We start from the raw sequence: 17,401 nt of genomic DNA on the forward strand, positions 1-17,401 counted from the left end.
ATGCTATTTCTCTGCACTATTTTCCAGCCGCATACGGGCGCAAACTGATCACCATGTTCACACGAATCGGCAGGAGCCCATCATGATATCTGAACTGATCAACGAGCGCTTGATACGTCTCAACCTCGACGCCACCAGCAAGCAAGCTGTATTTAATGAACTGAGCCAAGCATTGGTCGATAATGACCGTGTTAGTGATAAAGCCGCATTTATTGCGGATGTGAACGCGCGCGAAGCCCTAGGCAATACAGGCTTTGAAGCGGGCATCGCACTTCCTCATGCAAAAAGTGACGCCGTTACCAAACCCGGTGTGGTCATCGGTATTAGCCGAGACGGCATCGATTACGGTGCAGAAGATGGCGAGCGGTCTCATATCTTTTTTATGATTGCCTCTCCCACTAACGGTGGCGACCATCATATTGAAGTGCTGGCTTCCCTTTCTTCCAAACTTATTGAGCCAGGATTCACGCAAGCGCTGCTTGCAGCCAACACGCCCAGTGAGGTCATGACCCTGCTGACTCAGCCCAGCAAAGAAAGCAATAATACCGGACCGAAAAAAGGCCTCATTATTGGTGTAACCGGTTGTCCGGCGGGGGTGGCACATACCTATTTAGCGGCCGAAGCGCTTGAAAAAGCCGCTGACGAGCTGGGCTATGAGATAAAAGTAGAAACCAACGGCTCGATTGGGGTTAAAAACGCCCCCACACAAGACGACATATTACGCGCCGATGCGATTGTCGTTGCCTGTGATAAACAAACCGATATGACCCGCTTTAACGGCAAAGCTGTGGTCGAAGTCGGCGTTAAAGAAGCAATTCGCGACGGTAAAGGCTTAATCGAAAACGCACTTAATGCCAGCCCTTATCAAGCCGCGGGTACGTCCAAGCAAAGCACAAACGCCAACGCACCGTCCACTGGCACCACAAACTGGCGAAGTAACTTATATCGCTATTTGATGAATGGGGTCTCGCACATGATCCCCTTTGTGGTCACTGGCGGGCTATTGATTGCGCTGTCTCTCGCCATTGGCGGTGAGCCAACGGAAGCGGGCATGGCCATTCCAGAAGGCAGTGCATGGCAACAAGTGCTCGATGTCGGTGTGATTGCCTTCCAATTAATGATCCCAGTGCTTGCCGGCTATATCGCCTATGCGATTGCGGATCGCCCGGCACTTGCGCCAGGGTTAATTGGTGGCTGGATTGCCAATACCGGCAGCTTTTACGGCGCTGAAGCGGGCACCGGCTTTATCGGTGCCATCATTGCGGGTTTGCTTGTGGGGTATTTCGTCAAATGGGTCAGCGGAATTAATTACCATAAATTCCTCCAACCACTCGTTCCCATTATGATTGCGCCGATTACCGGTACCCTGTTTATCGCCGCGCTATTTATCTTTGTGATTGGGGCGCCCATTGCCAGCCTGATGGATTCACTTACCGCTATGCTCACCGCCATGAGCACCGGTAACTACATTTTATTAGGGATTGTACTGGGCGGTATGGCAGGCTTTGATATGGGTGGCCCATTCAATAAAGTGGCTTTCTTATTTTCAGTGGGGATGATTGCCAGCGGACAAACTCAATTTATGGGTGCGATGGCCTGTGCTATCCCAGTTGCTCCCCTAGGAATGAGTTTAGCAACCGTGCTAGGCCGTAAGCTTAATATCTTTGAAGCCACTGAACACGAAGCCGGTAAAGCGGCGGGGGCCATGGGCCTGGTCGGGATTTCAGAAGGGGCGATTCCCTTTGCCGCCCAAGATCCTATTGCGGTGATCCCCGCCAATATGATTGGCTCCATGGTGGCGGCGGTGATGGCCTTTGGATTCGGTGTGACTAACAGCGTGGCGCATGGTGGCCCCGTGGTGGCATTACTGGGCGCAATGAACAAACCTGTTATTGCCCTTATTTGTATGATTGCCGGCGCGGTGGTGACTGCATTGGTTTGCGTCAGCTTGAAGAAGGCACGCAAAGCCCAGTGGCTGCAATCAGCCGCTTAATTATGCTATAACCACACCATTATTATCACTTTCGGCCTCGCCAATCGGGGCCGATTTTCTCGTTTAAGAGTATATTTTCTCGTTTAAGACTATATCCTCTCGTTTAAGAGTATCGCTTGTATGAATAGCCCATTTCACTCACAGCCATTTTTTTTAATGCGCAATCCCATTCAAACCTATCAATGGGGGAGCTGCACGGCTCTGCCAGCGCTGTTTAATATTGCGAACCCCGACCAACAGCCGCAAGCTGAAATCTGGATGGGCGCGCACCCTAAAGCCAGCTCCGAGGTATACGTTGGCGAAGCTTGGCTGCCGCTTAATACGTTGATTGCGTCTGACCCGCAATCCGCCTTATCCGCTGAGATTTATCAACGCTTTGGTGAACTGCCTTTTCTATTCAAAGTGCTCGCCGCAGACACAGCGTTATCCATCCAGGTACACCCAAGCAAACAAGAAGCCGAACACGGCTATCAAAAAGAAAACCAACAAGGCATTTCCCTATCAGCCGCGCATCGCAACTACAAAGATCCCAATCACAAACCTGAACTGATTTATGCGCTGACCCCGTTTAAGGCGATGAACGGGTTTCGTCCCTATTCAGACATTGTTGCGAACATTGCAAAAATCAATCACGATTCGCTCAACCCAATTTTTCAAGCTTTTACCGATTCCCCGGCTGAAGACACGCTACAAAGCGCCTTCGCTCAGCTATTAGCGCTTGAGGCAACCGATAAAGCAGCAGCAGTCGACGCTTTAATGGCAGTGGCCAATCAAAATGCGACGGAAGCTCCCTTCGATACCATTATTGATTTGGCGACACAGTATCCAGGCGATATTGGCCTGTTTGCGCCGTTATTGCTAAATGTCGTGACACTCGCGCCGGGGGAAGCGATGTTTTTGCACGCCCGCACCCCTCACGCTTACATCAACGGCGTCGGACTCGAAGTCATGGCCAACTCCGACAACGTATTGCGAGCCGGACTCACCCCCAAGCATATCGATGTTGATGAGCTGATCGCCTGTACAAGCTTTGCTCCTATAGCAACGGCTAACATAACACTCGAACCGACACGCACTGACCAAGGAACGCATTACCCGGTCGCGGTGCCTGATTTTTCCTTTACGCATTACCTTCAGGTTGACGATCTCACATGCCATATGCACAGCGGTGAAATCATCTTCGCCATTGATGCCCCACTGACTGTTTCTCATGGCGACCACAAGCTAACCATTGAAAAAGGCGAGTCTATTTTTATACCGGCGTGTACGAGCGAGTATCAATTACACTGCCAGGGCGGCGCTGTGAGGGTGTTTAATCAGATAGGATAAATGAGGGTCTAGAATACGGAGAAGAGCAGCTTCATACTTGCATTGAGGCCTTTGCTTTTCCTGTACTCTGTATTCCGTAATCGGTATTCGTGAATGGGAATACGGAGCGCTTCGCTTACAGAATACGGAGAAGATCGAGGCTTGGAACTGCTTCCTGGCCTTTTACTCAGCCGTTTATCGTTCTCGTCTTTTATGATGCTTAACGTTTGTTGTGATGCCTTTCACGATTTATAACCTACTCAATAAAAACTAAGACAATTTCCTAGTTCAACTAAGCCGTCGTCTCAAGGGAGCGGCGTCATCGCGCCGTATACTGCTTGCCATTACCTCCACTCACTTACGAGCGAACTTATGTTGAACTTTCTCAATCAAGTCAGAAAGCCCACATTAGATCTGCCAGCTGAACAGCGCAGAAAAATGTGGCTCAAACCTTTCCTGCAATCTTACTTAGTCGTTTTTATTGGCTATTTAACCATGTATCTGGTGCGAAAAAACTTCAACGTCGCTCAGAACGATATGATCAATCAGTATGGCCTCTCCATGACCGAATTGGGGATGATTGGTCTCGGTTTCTCTGTCACCTACGGAATTGGTAAAACCGTTGTTTCCTACTACGCCGATGGCAAGAATACAAAGCAATTCCTCCCGTTTATGCTGATCCTTTCTGGTCTTTGTATGCTTGGCTTCAGCTTTAGTTTGGGCGGCGGTAGCATCAGCCTCTTTCTAATGGTGGCGTTTTACTCACTGAGCGGCTTTTTCCAAAGTACCGGTGGTCCATCAAGCTACTCAACCATTACTAAATGGACACCGAGCAACAAACGCGGGTCATACCTTGGTTTGTGGAATATGTCGCACAATGTCGGTGGTGCCGGTGCCGCCGGTGTGGCCTTGTTTGGTGCCAACGTTTTCTTTGATGGTAACGTCATCGGGATGTTCGTGTTCCCTGCAGTCATTGCAATCATCGTTGGTGCAATTGGGATGCGATATGGTAGTGACTCACCAGAAGCCTATGGGCTAGGCACCGTAGAAGAGCTTTTCGAAGAACCGATAAGTGATGAAGATCGTGAAGCTGAAGAAAACAAGATGACGAAAAAGGAAATGTTCCTTAAGTATATCTTGAAAAACAAAGTCATTTGGCTGCTATGCTTTGCTAACATCTTCCTATACATCGTTCGCATTGGTATCGACCAATGGTCTACCGTGTATGCGTATCAAGAGCTGGGCTTCTCAAAAGAGACCGCGATTTCTGGCTTTACCATGTTTGAAGTCGGCGCGCTGGTTGGCACACTGATGTGGGGATACCTTTCAGATCTTGCTAACGGGCGCCGTGCACTGGTTGCTTGCGTTTCCCTCGCACTCATTGTCATGACACTCGAGTTCTACCAATACGCCACCAGCGAATTTATGTACCTGTCTGCATTGTTTGCGCTCGGTTTCCTCGTGTTTGGTCCGCAACTATTGATCGGTGTCGCCGCGGTTGGCTTTGTACCGAAAAAGGCAATCAGTGTCGCCGATGGCGTGAAAGGTACCTTTGCGTATCTGATTGGTGACAGCTTCGCTAAACTGGGCTTAGGTATGGTGGCCGATGGCACGCCAGTCTTTGGCTTAACGGGCTGGAAAGGCACCTTTGCGGCACTGGATGCCTCTGCACTGATCTGCTTAGGCTTACTGGCCATGGTGGCTATCGCTGAAGAGCACAAAATCCGCAAAAAGAAAAAGGCGATGAAGCTCAAGGCACAGGCATTATAAATTGAACGCGCAGTCAGCCCCACAGCGCTGCGCGCTCAACAATTGATATACCACATTGCATTAGCGTCATACTGGCGCTAATGTACTGCTTTTTGCAGGCAGTCTATGATCAACGTTGTATTGATTGACGACCATCGAATCGTACGGTCCGGTTTTGGTCAACTGTTAAATATTGAACCTGATATCAATGTGATTGGGGAATTTGGCTCGGCAAAAGAGGCCCGCCAGCACCTACCTGGATTGCCGGTGCATGTCTGTATTATGGATATCTCTATGCCTAATGAGAGCGGCCTGCACTTGCTCGAGCAGCTTCCCTCTAGTATTAACACATTAATGCTAAGTGTTCATGACTCGGCCAGTATGATTGAAAAAGCCCTGCAACTGGGTGCTAAAGGCTACCTCAGTAAAAACTGCCACCCAGATGATCTCATTCAAGCTGTAAGAACCTTGGCACAAGGTGGCTTCTTTGTGACCAAAGATATCGCACTGCAACTCGCTGCACCAACCCACCCTTCGTCGTGTCAATTAGCCACACTCACCCGCCGTGAAAAGCAAGTGGCGACCCTGATTGCAGACGGATATGCGATCAAACACATTGCCGACCAATTGGGGATTAGCCCAAAAACAGTGCATGTTCACCGCGCCAATGCAATGGAAAAACTCGCGGTCGATAACAATGTGTGCCTAGCAAAAAAACTCCAACAGGATGTATGAACAAAGCCACGGTTAACTGGGTCATCAACGCCCTTTGCATTTTGTTTTTCGTACTCTGTGCATGGGTCAGTCTTTGGGTGATCAGCCGTTTTCTCTTGCCCACGAATACCCTCGCAGTGGTATTTTTACCCTTTGCCTGTCGCCTTGGGTTGATTATCACAACTCGTCGTACGTATTGGGCGGCCATTTACTTGGCCGAATGGCTGGCCTTGGCCATTCTTTTTCAATACTTACCCAGCCAAGATTGGCTTCGTTTAGGGTTACTCAGTATTCTTTCATGGCCAATATGTCATGTACTAACGGCTTATGCGCACCGCCACCATTGGCCGTTTTTATTACTCGCCAGTGTGGCGGGGTTGGGCCAAAGTGCCACTATCGTGAGTCTGGGGGCGACATTATCAAGCGATAACATGCTGTTATTACTGGCGCCGCTTACCGCCATGTTAATTGTCCTGCCCTGCTGCTATTTGCTCACTTTTTATCTGTTCTCAAAGCCATGGGGCATGGTTTCTGCCCGTATCGCACACACGCCGATCCTCTTTCATTGGCGCGATGGGCTAATATGCAGCGCCGCGTTTATCTTTAACTTACTCATTCAAACGCAATTACCTCCCTCACTGGACCGTTTTGCACCGTTTTGTTTGGCGATTCCCATCATTTTGTTTGCGCTAAAATATGGCTGGCAAGGTGCATTTCTTGCGACTCTGTTCAATAGTTTGGCATTGGTGGCTGCCCATACCGACGCCTCAGCGACCACCACGGTAGCCACTGTCGAGTTATTGTTATCACTTGCTGTGCAAACTATGACCGGCATTGGGCTGGGGCTTGCCGTGCAGCGTCAGCGCGATCTTACTACTGGTATTCAGCAACAACTGCGCAAGAACCAATATTTGTCGCGTCAACTGATCAGCACTGAAGAAAAGATCCGACGAGATATTGCTCGCGAGCTACACGATTATGTCGGCCAGAACATAACCGCCATCAAAACCCACGCGAATATCATTAAACGACTGGATAACGATCACGCTTATGCCCCGTATGTGCAAGTGATTGAAGACATGTCGATGAACATTTATCAATCAACCAAAACCTTACTTGCGCAATTGCGGCCAACCGTTTTAGATGATGTTAGCTTTGATGATGCCGTTAGCCAGTTGGCGCATGATATGGGATTTGCCGCCCAAGGGATTGATATAAAACTTTCGATTACTCACCATCACCCAGTAAGCGACACCGTGCGTGTTACCCTCTACCGAATTTGCCAAGAGGCATTGAATAATATTCATAAACACGCCAATGCACGTCATGTCGCCGTTGTTATTTCATTGGGTCATACTAGCGCCTTGCAAGTGACGGATGACGGCTGTGGTTTTACCCCTAAAGACACCGTTAACGGCTTTGGCCTGAAAGGCATTCGAGAGCGAGTCGTAGCAATGGGCGGCGATTGCGATATTCAATCCAATCAAAATGGAACATCGCTCACGCTATCACTTCCACACATACCTTAAACAAGTAAGATCATGACAACACAGACGCGTACCCAAGACACCCTCTACGCCTATTGGCGGCGCCATATTATGCTGGGCATGTATGTGGGCTATGCAGGCTTTTATTTAACCCGTAAAACACTGAGTGCTGCCTCGCCGGCGTTGATTACAAACCTAAATATCGATATGGCGCATATCGGCTTAATGGGAACGCTATTTTCGTTAACCTACGGCGTGTCGAAGTTTGTATCGGGAATGATTGCAGATCAAACCAACTCACGTTTTTTTATGAGCACAGGGCTGATATTGACGGGCGTGATTAGCCTGGTTTTCAGCCAAATGCACAGTATTGCTGCCTTGACTGCATTGTGGGTGGCTAATGCTTGGTTTCAGGGATGGGGATGGCCAGCGTGTGCCAACTTGCTGACCAGCTGGTACTCCCGCAACGAGCGTGGTGTGTGGTGGGCTGTTTGGAATACAGCACATAACCTTGGTGGTGCCATTGTGCCGGTGTTAGTCGCGTATTTAGTCATCCATGTGAATTGGCAGGCTGGGTTTGCCTTACCCGGCGTGGCCGCGATTGTGATTGGGCTGTTATTGTTTTTTTACTTACGTGATAAACCCAAATCACTTGGGTTGCCCAATATTGGCGATTGGCGCAAAGACAAGCTAGAGCAATTTCACGAAGCAGACAGCCCTTCTTTAGCCTATCGCACTATTTTGCATCGCTATGTGCTCACCAACCGCTATCTGTGGTTACTCGCGGTCAGCTATATCATGGTGTATATCGTCCGCACCGCCATTTACGACTGGGGCAATATTTATCTTACCCAACAGCATCACTACAGCTTGATTCAAGCCAATGTTGCCTTGGCCATGTTTGAAGTCGGCGGGGTATTAGGCTCGCTGGTCGCAGGCTGGGGATCTGACCGAATTTTTGCCGGTAACCGCGGGCCCATGTGCATTTTGTTTGCCACCGGTATTTTTCTATCGGTCGCTGCGTTCTGGCTATTTCCGTTCACCGACATTTTTATTCACGCACTGTTGCTATTTTGCGTCGGCTTTTTTGTGTTTGGCCCGCAGATGCTCATTGGCATGGCTGCAGCTGAGTGCTCCCACAAACAAGCAGCAGGCGCGTCGACAGGCTTTGTCGGCATTTTTGCCTACTTAGGCGCAGCCGCCGCTGGCTACCCTCTCGCGCTGATTATTGAAGCTTTCGCGTGGCAAGGCTTTTTTATCGCGATAGCGTTATGCGCGGTGACCATTGGGCTGGTACTGCTCCCTTTTTTAAGAATGCAGGTGGATACGAGCGAGGAGAAATAGAACAAGAACGGAAATCTATTATTCAATATATACTTGGGATTGTGTCATCGCCGCCAATGGAATCACCTGGCGGAATACGGAATACGGAATACGGAATACGGAATACGGAATACGGAATACGGAATACGGAAAAGCGTATCGTGCCTGGCCCCGTAGATAAAGTTCCTTGGTCCTAGGTACTGCTTTTCGCTCTTCTCAGTATTCAAGATCCCGAATCTCGTGTAGATCGGACAAACACCAATGGCACCATTGGCGTAGGTCGGCATAAGCGCCTGCACAATGTGAATCACGAATACCCAAGCTAGCCGCGCGCCATCCGACATCAAAGCCAAAGTTGGCGCCGGTGTTAAAATTGGCGCTGATCGTGACAGGCGCTGTAGATAAAGTTCCTAAGGCCTAGAAACTACTTTCCGATCTTTCCGTATTCTGTAAGCGTAGCGCTCCGTATTCCTATTCACGAATACCGATGACGGAAAAAGCAATAGCTTCAATGCGAACACGATCTACATCTAGTTTCTTTCTGTATTCCGCATTCAAATAATAACGATGGTGCGTCTATATTGAGTAAATACGCTTAATCGCCGCCAGTACTTTGCCAACCAGCGCTTCGGCTTTTGCTGCCTCATCACTTTCGGTATAGCAGCGCAGTTCAGGTGCGTTACCTGATGGTCGTAGGTGAACAATATCACCGTTACTCAGCGTAAGGCGCAATCCATCGGTTGTATCCACATCGGAGACAGTCGAACTTGCCATATCAAGCTTAGCCAAAAGTGATTGCGGTGATTTAATTCCCTCTTCAATTAACGCTTGGCTGATGGATTTATCCACTTCTTTTAATCTATCACTGGCTGTATACCGGGTAGGTAATGCCGCAACACGATTCGCTAACTGACCAACCGTGCTTGCCATGACCATAATCGCCGGCAATACAGCATCCCGTGTTGGCAATGCCTTGAGCGTTTGCCCATTGATCTGAATATCACTACCAAGCAGAAATCCACCATTCGCTTCAAAGCCAGCTACCACAGCGCCACTCTGATTGAGTGCATCAATAACTTCAATCACGTATGGCGAGCCAATTTTTGTTCGCGCTACGTGCGTAAAACCAGCCAAGCTATCAATCATAGTATTGCAGCTAACAGGCATCGCAATGGCTTCAATACCTAAGTCTTGCGCGCACAATGCACATAAGGTATCACCACGTAGCCATGTACCCTGCTCGTCAGCAAGCAGAGGTCGATCCCCATCACCATCGGTTGAGAAAATAAAATCTAATTGATGGTCTCGTGACCATTCAACCGCTCTCGCTTTATCTTCATCATCGACGGCTTCCGTATCAATGGGGACAAACTCATCACTACGACCTAAGGAAACGACTTCAGCACCGCAGGCCTCAAAAATCACACGATATAAATCACGCCCAGCGCTTGAGTGCTCATAAATACCGATGCGTTTACCCTGCAAGACGGAATCTGAAAATAAACGGGTATAGCGTTCAATATACTGCTTGGCCGCTGTTTCATTCACCTGCAAAGTAGGTAGTTCTTTCACAGGAGAAAAAGCCACTTGCTCACCCAAAATCGCTTTTTCATCTGCCTTTGTAATTTCACCATTGGGGCGGTAAAACTTTAAACCATTGCGGTCAAAAGGAATATGGCTTCCAGTGATCATAATGGCGGGAATCGCCTGTTGCATTGCAACATACGCAAGCGCGGGCGTCGGTACCACTCCGTAATAAATAGGTTCAATACCTTGTTGCAGCAAGACAGCAGCACAAGCACGAGCCATATCTGGACTACTGGGGCGATTATCAATCGCCAGTGCTACTTGCTTTATCGGTGTTTTATTTTCCAAGCTTGCCACAAACGCCACGGTAAACGCAGCGCACACATTGTTGGTAAAGTCAGTAGCTAACCCGCGCGCACCACTGGTACCGAATTGAATATTACTACTTTGAATAACTAGGTTTGAAGACAACATACTATCCTTCCGGCATAATTCTACCGCTGAAAATACTGAGCGACTTTTGTCAGCCTTTTCATCATTATCGTAAGTACCCATATATTGATACCATTTTTCTTTAAGATCTTAATCTCTTCTCTAACTTTCTTCACTAGATTAAGAGGCGTACTATTACTTGCACCACCCGTTTTCATATATACGATCACTTTCGGAAAATACTGAACATTAAAGCTTTCTTGGCGCAGATAGCGTAGTAGCAAGTCGTAATCAGCGGCAATCGGAAAATTTAAGTCGTATAAGCCGTGAGATAAATACTTATCTCGCTTCATGTAAAACGTTGGATGAGGGGGCATCCACCCTTGCCATAGTTTATTCGGGCTAAATGCGCCTGCTTTCCAATGTCGCGTGACTCGCGCTTTACTATGATCGACGACAAAATCGAGATCTGCATAAACAGCATCATATTGACCCTGAAAAGCCGACACAATGTCAGTGACTGCACCAGAATAAGCAAGCGCATCATCTGAATGCAAAAAACCAACAACATCGCCCGTTGCAGTCTGAATGCCCTTATTTAACGCATCATAAATGCCTTGGTCGGGCTCACTAATAATTTTGGTCAGGCGTTTGGAGTGCTGTTTTACGGTCTCTACCGTCTTATCCGTAGACCCGCCATCAACAACAATATATTCGATATTGGGATAATCTTGGCTATCGAGTGATGCTAACGTATCTTTGATGGTGTTTTCACTGTTAAAAGTTGCGGTAATAATACTAACTTTCATTTAATAGCCCACGCCATACTCTTCCAACCGCACCACATCATCTTCATTGAGATAACACCCAGAACGTACTTCAATCAGGTGAAGATCGATTTTACCTGGGTTCTCAATCCGGTGAGGCGCACCTAACGGAATAAAAGTTGAAGCATTTTCAGCAACGAGATAACTTTTATCACCATTCGTGACTTTGGCGGTACCTTGCACCACAACCCAATGTTCAGCACGATGATGGTGTTGTTGCAGAGCAGTACGCTCTCCCGGTTTAATCTTGAGATGCTTAACATGATAGCGATCACCCGCTGCAATTTCATCGTGTGAGCCCCAAGGGCGATATACTTCTCGGTGCTGTTGATACTCAGTGCGATCTCGTTGCTTCAGTTGGCTTACAATACTTTTAACATCTTGGACTTTATGCCGGTTAGCCACGAGTACCGCGTCTTTGGTTTCTACAATGACAAGATCTTCAACCCCCACCGCTGAAACCAATTTATCTTGAGAGTAAATATAGTTATTTTCAGCTGCCTCTGTGAGCACATCACCAACGACTGCGTTGCCCGCGTTATCACGTGGTGATATTTCCCACAATGCACTGAATGAGCCCACATCACTCCATCCGGCATCCATAGGCACCATCACCGCATCTTGCGTGTTTTCCATCACCGCATAATCGATCGACTCAGCCGGGCACTGCTCAAACGCCGTTTCGTCTACGCGAACAAAATCCAGATCCGGTTTAGCTTGTGCCATCGCCTGTTGACAAGCAGCTAAGATATCGGGGCGATACGCCTGTAGCTCCTCGAGAAAACGCGAGGCTTTAAACATAAACATGCCACTATTCCAGCAATAGTCGCCACTTTGAACATAGTGCTCGGCGGTTGCTAGCGCGGGTTTTTCTACAAACTCGCTGACATGGAAACCAGCCTCCGAATAGGCCTCACCTTTTTTGATGTATCCATATCCGGTTTCGGGTGCGTGAGGGACAATACCAAAGGTGACTAACTTGCCCGCTTGTGCAACGTGCTGCGCATCTGTAATGGCTTGCTGAAACTGGGCTGAGTCATTAATAACATGATCGGCCGCGAGCACCAGCAAGAGTGGATCGTCACCTTGCTGTTGTGCATGCAAGGCCGCTAACGCGATTGCCGGCGCAGTGTTACGTCCAACCGGCTCGAGTAATATGCCACTGTGTGCTTGTTGTGTTTCGCGCAGCTGCTCTGCAACAATAAATCGATGATCCTCATTGCAGATAAACAGTGGCGCTTGGTGTTCAACGCCGTTTAAACGAGCAACGGTTTCTTGCAGCATACTTTTTTCACTGGTCAAGCGAATAAACTGTTTGGGGTATAAACTGCGTGAGAGCGGCCACAGACGGCTACCAGAGCCACCAGCCATAATGACAGGTAATAACATGGCGTTTACCTAATTCTATTTATATTGATGAGAAAAGTACGCTTTGGTGTTCGCATGTACGTGTTCAGATTTGAGTAGTTCGGCTTCACTCCACCACTGATACCCTTGATGCTGCTCATTCGGCAATGCGGATAAATCGAGCTCTAGCGTGAGTTGATAACCAAGCACTACATAATGCGTTGAAAAAGCATTACCAGAGAAGTTATCCGCATAAAAATGCTGATAAGGGCCAAGAAAAGTGGCATCGTCTAAGGAGAGCTCATGTCCTAGCTCTATTGCCGTTAGCCGCGAAAAGGCTTGTGTAAACGTTTCATCTTTGCCTATTCGACCACCAGGTACAAACCAAAACCCTTGTGCAGGGCGATTGTTTCTTAAACCCAGCAGGATCTGACCATTCGTATTACGGACAATCAGATCCATCGAGATTAGCGGCGTCGCGGCCACAACAGTTTTGAATAACTCTGTCTCTAATCGTTGCATCATCCCTCCACTCGTTACTGACGGAAGATATCTTGATTAGCCAAAAACCACTGGTAGGTTTTAGTTAAACCTTCTTCCAAACTGATCTGATAGTTCCAGCCTAGTGCCGATAATCGTGACACATCCATCAGTTTACGGGGAGTGCCATCAGGCTTAGAGCTATCAAACACAAGCTTCCCTTCGTAACCAACTACCTTGGCCATGGTTTCAGCCATTTCACGAATGGTGTAATCAACGCCAGTACCAACATTAATGTGCGATAACATGGGCTCTGTGTTGGCTTGGTAAGTTTCATTATCTAGCTCCATAACATGCACAGACGCGGTGGCCATATCATCGACATGAAGAAACTCACGCATTGGCATGCCCGTACCCCATACTACAACTTCAGCATCACCACGTAGTTTTGCCTCATGAAAGCGCCGCATTAGTGCAGGGATTACGTGAGAGTTTTCGGGATGAAAGTTATCATTTTCCCCATATAAATTAGTTGGCATCACACTGCGATAGTCGCGGCCATACTGGCGGTTATAAGACTCACACAATTTAATACCAGCAATTTTCGCTATCGCGTAAGGCTCATTCGTCGCCTCAAGCGTGTCGGTTAGCAACGCGTTTTCTTTCATCGGCTGTGTGGCTAACTTGGGATAAATACAGGATGACCCTAAAAACAACAAATGCTGAACGTTATGTTGGTGTGCAGCATGAATGATATTGCACTCCATCATTAGGTTTTCATAAATAAAGTCAGCAGGGTAAGTGTTATTCGCATGGATGCCCCCTACTTTTGCAGCAGCGAGGTAGACTTGGTCAATATTCGCAGTTGCAAAAAAAGCATTGACAGCGGATTGATCAAGGAGATTTAGTTCCTGACGCGAGCGCGTAATCACTTCAACATTATCGCGCTGCATCAGCTGACGAACGATCGCAGAGCCCACCATGCCATTATGGCCTGCGACAAATACTTTCTTCATCATTGTTCACCTACCAGTCCGTGAGCTTTAATGTCTAGTTCCTCTTTCGCTTTCGCAAAAGTATTAGTGTTTTCTAGAGAGATGGAAACATCAAAACCGTGTGATTTGAGCAGCGCATGCTGTTTCGCTTTTGCTGTATCAGCCGCAACCATCTCCGCACACATCTGTTCAACTGTAATTTCAGGTATCCAACCCAACTTAGCTTTGGCTTTACTTGGGTCACCCAACAGTGTTTCGACTTCTGCAGGGCGGAAGAATTTCGGACTGACACGGACGATCACATCGCCTACCTTAACTGATGGCGCTTTATCCGCATCAACCGCAGTTACGGTAGCAATTTCATCCACACCTTCACCAGAGAACGCTAATTGAATTCCCGCTTCTTTGGCAGACATACGCACAAACTCGCGCACTGAAATCTGCTTGCCGGTTGCAATCACAAAATCATCGGCCACGTCTTGTTGCAGCATCATCCACTGCATTCGCACATAGTCTTTTGCATGACCCCAATCACGCAGTGCATCCATATTGCCAAGATGTAAGCACGACTCTAACCCTTGAGAGATATTGGCCAAAGTGCGCGTAATTTTACGGGTTACAAACGTCTCGCCACGACGGGGCGACTCATGGTTAAACAAAATTCCATTACACGCATACATGCCATAAGATTCACGATAATTAACCGTGATCCAATATGCGTACATCTTCGCCACTGCGTAAGGAGAACGAGGATGAAACGGGGTAGTTTCTTTTTGCGGGATCTCTTGTACTTCACCGTACAGCTCAGATGTAGATGCTTGATAGAAACGCGTTTTCTTCTCGAGCCCATTAATGCGAATGGCCTCAAGCAAGCGAATAGTGCCCATGGCATCAACATCCGCTGCGTATTCAGGCGATTCAAACGACACCGCAACATGTGACATAGCGCCTAAGTTGTAGATTTCATCTGGCTGAATTTCTCTCACCAAATGAATTAGGTTAGACGAATCGGTTAGGTCACCGTAGTGAAGATGAATCTTCCCAGAACTGGCAATCGCAGAGTCGATACGCTCGGTATTAAAGGAGGACGCTCGGCGGATAATGCCGTGTACTTCGTAATTTTTTTCTAGTAAAAATTCAGCCAAATAGGAGCCATCCTGACCTGTAATGCCTGTAATGAGCGCTACTTTTTTGTTCATTTCATTTCGTTCCATTTATCACATTAATTCTTTATAAACTTGCAGTGTTTCTTCAAAACACTTATCCCAAGAAAATTTTTTGGCTTGCTCTAGACCGGCTATTACTAATGCCTCTCTTTTTTCTGACACACTTAACAAAGCATTGGAGAATAACTCTGCGTCAGCATAATTCGTTAAAATCGCAGCATTACCTGCAACCTCGGGGATTGAAGATGCATTAACCGCAACAACAGGGCAACCGGCACGCATCGCTTCGATAATTGGAATACCAAATCCCTCGTAGCTTGAGGGGTAGAGCAACGCATAAGCGCGATTATACGCCAAATTGAGTTCTTCATCACTTAAGCGCCCTAGCCAAGTATAACGGCCGGTGAGACATGCGTCTAAACGTTGCTGCTCCGTTTCACTGAGCGGTCCACCGCCTACGATGCTGAGGGACAGCTCAGGCCGTTTCACCAAAGCATCGACCGCTAATTCAAAGTTCTTGTACCCTGCACGAGCACCAACAAAAAGCACTTCATTGGTTTTAGCCGGCAGATCGGGAGGTACATGATAACTCTCAGAGACACCATTATGTATCACGCGAATCTTACTTGGATCGATTGGGCAGTAGTGCATAAGATCTCGAGCGGTATTGTGCGAAACGCAAATCACAATATCGCTATGCTTTATTGCCCGATATTTTTGCCAACAGTGCACCCAATTAGCAGGGCCTTTAACAAAATTTTCGTAGGTAAAGTCATGGACCGTTGTTACAGTAGGGATAGATCTGTCTGAAGGAACTCTGTAATACGTGGAGTGAAAGATAGAGGTTCTTTTATAAACATTTCGACTTATACGGCACCGTTTATATCTCTCTAAAAAAGTGAATTTGTCCACCTGATTATATTCACTTTTGGCAATTTTAGAATCGATATTGTAACTAATATATAAGTAGCTATCCATTCGACTAACTATTTCATTAAATACAACACTTACTCCACCACCAGACTGTAAACTCTCTATAATGCCATCATATACAACCATCAGTCACCTACTCATAGAGCTTTTTCCAATGAAGACTTTAGCATTCCATAAAAACAACGATTGCCATGTTTAGATTGATATTCGCTCTTTATATTAGCTCTCCGCCTCGAAATGTCGTCATCACCAAGAGACAAAGCATATGTCATTGAACTAACCACTGATGCCACAGTCAAATCATCGATAAAAATAACATCATCAGTAATATCGACACCACATTCCTGAGTGATAATTGGAATAGAACCATAATTATATGCTAACGTAATAATAGATGTTGCCATACTTTCACTGCAAGAAGGTAATATATTAAACACAACTCTATTTAGTATATCCCTTAACTCAACCGAGTCTACAGATAAAAAACCTAGATAGATTATATTATTAGGATATTGACTAAGCCTTTTTCTGAAAGCACCTATCTCTTCATCCACAGGACCTACTATATATAATTTAGCATTTAGCCTTATAGCAGCTTCAATACAAAGGTCTAGCCCTTTATGTATGGTTCCATTACCACCAAACCATATAAAGCTATTTTTTTCCACATCTTGTTCGTTAATATCTTCTTCTGCCACCTTAGTATGAAAACAAGTCGATGGAATGTTGTATACATTATCATGAAACCGCAAAAAAAGTTCCTTGATATAGTTATTCCCAATAGTGACTATCGCATCACTCTCAACTAACTGCGCTGGCCACATACTTTCTGTTATACGAATATACTTACTGAAAGAGTCTATTTTGGGAGTGTTATTATAGCGCTTAAATCTAAAAAACGCCTCTAGTGCTCTTTGGTTTTGAATAAATGCAGGGCTACCTGTAGAATAAAGGACAAATCTTTTTGCGGATTTTTTCTTTATACAATATTCAAAACAATCTCCAAACCCAAAAACTACATCATAACTTCCGAACATCTTTTTTCTTCGGTAGTCAACGACAACCACTCTATAATCCAAAGACTTCAAAACTTTTAATATTGAAAACAGTTCTATAACTG

At 46.8% G+C, this 17,401-nt stretch carries 14 protein-coding genes; 6 read left to right on the forward strand and 8 right to left on the reverse strand.

Translation table 11 applies throughout. The features are described from left to right. Positions 1 to 82 precede the first annotated feature (82 nt). From BZG78_RS02335 to uhpC, 6 genes are all read left to right on the forward strand, one after another. Positions 83 to 1,993, forward strand: coding sequence for a fructose-specific PTS transporter subunit EIIC (locus BZG78_RS02335; protein ID WP_077660276.1), 1,911 nt, complete (start codon positions 83 to 85; stop codon positions 1,991 to 1,993). A 120-nt stretch (positions 1,994 to 2,113) separates the two neighbouring features. Beyond that, positions 2,114 to 3,322 (forward strand): mannose-6-phosphate isomerase, class I, encoded by a 1,209-nt coding sequence (gene manA, locus BZG78_RS02340; protein ID WP_077660277.1) that lies wholly within the window; start codon positions 2,114 to 2,116, stop codon positions 3,320 to 3,322. A 351-nt stretch (positions 3,323 to 3,673) separates the two neighbouring features. Continuing rightward, positions 3,674 to 5,071: a hexose-6-phosphate:phosphate antiporter gene (uhpT, locus tag BZG78_RS02345; RefSeq protein ID WP_077460443.1), complete on the forward strand. Its 1,398-nt coding sequence runs from the start codon at positions 3,674 to 3,676 to the stop codon at positions 5,069 to 5,071. Positions 5,072 to 5,176: 105 nt separating this feature from the next. Continuing rightward, positions 5,177 to 5,785 (forward strand): transcriptional regulator UhpA, encoded by a 609-nt coding sequence (gene uhpA, locus BZG78_RS02350; protein WP_077460442.1) that lies wholly within the window; start codon positions 5,177 to 5,179, stop codon positions 5,783 to 5,785. Continuing rightward, complete coding sequence (uhpB, locus tag BZG78_RS02355; protein WP_077660278.1) at positions 5,782 to 7,293, forward strand: signal transduction histidine-protein kinase/phosphatase UhpB; 1,512 nt, start codon at positions 5,782 to 5,784, stop codon at positions 7,291 to 7,293. The genes uhpA and uhpB overlap by 4 nt, the downstream gene beginning before the upstream one ends. A 12-nt stretch (positions 7,294 to 7,305) precedes the next feature. Further along, a complete protein-coding gene (gene uhpC / locus BZG78_RS02360) occupies positions 7,306 to 8,595 on the forward strand; it encodes an MFS transporter family glucose-6-phosphate receptor UhpC (protein WP_077660279.1) in 1,290 nt (429 codons plus the stop codon). A 555-nt stretch (positions 8,596 to 9,150) separates the two neighbouring features. Here uhpC and BZG78_RS02365 read toward each other — a convergent pair. The 8 genes from BZG78_RS02365 to BZG78_RS02400 all read right to left on the reverse strand — a co-directional run. Then, positions 9,151 to 10,575: a phosphomannomutase gene (locus tag BZG78_RS02365; RefSeq protein WP_077660280.1), complete on the reverse strand. Its 1,425-nt coding sequence runs from the start codon at positions 10,573 to 10,575 to the stop codon at positions 9,151 to 9,153. Between the two features lie 20 nt (positions 10,576 to 10,595). Next, entirely contained in the window at positions 10,596 to 11,342 is a 747-nt protein-coding gene (locus BZG78_RS02370; protein WP_077660281.1) for a glycosyltransferase family 2 protein, read from the reverse strand. Next, positions 11,343 to 12,749, reverse strand: a complete 1,407-nt coding sequence (locus tag BZG78_RS02375) for a mannose-1-phosphate guanylyltransferase/mannose-6-phosphate isomerase (RefSeq protein ID WP_077660282.1) — start codon at positions 12,747 to 12,749, stop codon at positions 11,343 to 11,345. Between the two features lie 15 nt (positions 12,750 to 12,764). Continuing rightward, on the reverse strand, positions 12,765 to 13,232 hold the full coding sequence (locus BZG78_RS02380; RefSeq protein WP_077660283.1) for a GDP-mannose mannosyl hydrolase: 468 nt from the start codon (positions 13,230 to 13,232) through the stop codon (positions 12,765 to 12,767). An 11-nt stretch (positions 13,233 to 13,243) separates the two neighbouring features. Next, positions 13,244 to 14,203 carry a GDP-L-fucose synthase gene (locus BZG78_RS02385; protein WP_199877156.1) on the reverse strand — a complete coding sequence of 320 codons (960 nt, stop codon included), beginning with the start codon at positions 14,201 to 14,203 and terminating at the stop codon, positions 13,244 to 13,246. Then, positions 14,203 to 15,381, reverse strand: coding sequence for a GDP-mannose 4,6-dehydratase (gene gmd, locus BZG78_RS02390; RefSeq protein ID WP_077660285.1), 1,179 nt, complete (start codon positions 15,379 to 15,381; stop codon positions 14,203 to 14,205). The genes BZG78_RS02385 and gmd overlap by 1 nt, the downstream gene beginning before the upstream one ends. 18 nt (positions 15,382 to 15,399) lie before the next feature. After that, positions 15,400 to 16,407: a glycosyltransferase family 1 protein gene (locus BZG78_RS02395; protein ID WP_108743342.1), complete on the reverse strand. Its 1,008-nt coding sequence runs from the start codon at positions 16,405 to 16,407 to the stop codon at positions 15,400 to 15,402. Between the two features lie 11 nt (positions 16,408 to 16,418). Beyond that, positions 16,419 to 17,401, reverse strand: a 983-nt coding sequence (locus BZG78_RS02400) for a hypothetical protein (RefSeq protein WP_206779562.1), incomplete at its 5' end; no start/stop codon positions are given.

This window comes from Salinivibrio sp. MA351 (assembly GCF_001996065.1).
Taxonomy (GTDB): domain Bacteria; phylum Pseudomonadota; class Gammaproteobacteria; order Enterobacterales; family Vibrionaceae; genus Salinivibrio; species Salinivibrio costicola.

Excerpts from the sequence above, each read along its gene's own strand:
- BZG78_RS02335 (WP_077660276.1), top strand. The coding sequence starts at position 83 with ATGATATCTGAACTGATCAACGAGCGCTTGATACGTCTCAACCTCGAC.
- manA (WP_077660277.1), top strand. The coding sequence starts at position 2,114 with ATGAATAGCCCATTTCACTCACAGCCATTTTTTTTAATGCGCAATCCC.
- uhpT (WP_077460443.1), top strand. The coding sequence starts at position 3,674 with ATGTTGAACTTTCTCAATCAAGTCAGAAAGCCCACATTAGATCTGCCA.
- uhpA (WP_077460442.1), top strand. The coding sequence starts at position 5,177 with ATGATCAACGTTGTATTGATTGACGACCATCGAATCGTACGGTCCGGT.
- uhpB (WP_077660278.1), top strand. The coding sequence starts at position 5,782 with ATGAACAAAGCCACGGTTAACTGGGTCATCAACGCCCTTTGCATTTTG.
- uhpC (WP_077660279.1), top strand. The coding sequence starts at position 7,306 with ATGACAACACAGACGCGTACCCAAGACACCCTCTACGCCTATTGGCGG.
- BZG78_RS02365 (WP_077660280.1), bottom strand. The coding sequence starts at position 10,575 with ATGTTGTCTTCAAACCTAGTTATTCAAAGTAGTAATATTCAATTCGGT.
- BZG78_RS02370 (WP_077660281.1), bottom strand. The coding sequence starts at position 11,342 with ATGAAAGTTAGTATTATTACCGCAACTTTTAACAGTGAAAACACCATC.
- BZG78_RS02375 (WP_077660282.1), bottom strand. The coding sequence starts at position 12,749 with ATGTTATTACCTGTCATTATGGCTGGTGGCTCTGGTAGCCGTCTGTGG.
- BZG78_RS02380 (WP_077660283.1), bottom strand. The coding sequence starts at position 13,232 with ATGATGCAACGATTAGAGACAGAGTTATTCAAAACTGTTGTGGCCGCG.
- BZG78_RS02385 (WP_199877156.1), bottom strand. The coding sequence starts at position 14,203 with ATGAAGAAAGTATTTGTCGCAGGCCATAATGGCATGGTGGGCTCTGCG.
- gmd (WP_077660285.1), bottom strand. The coding sequence starts at position 15,381 with ATGAACAAAAAAGTAGCGCTCATTACAGGCATTACAGGTCAGGATGGC.
- BZG78_RS02395 (WP_108743342.1), bottom strand. The coding sequence starts at position 16,407 with ATGGTTGTATATGATGGCATTATAGAGAGTTTACAGTCTGGTGGTGGA.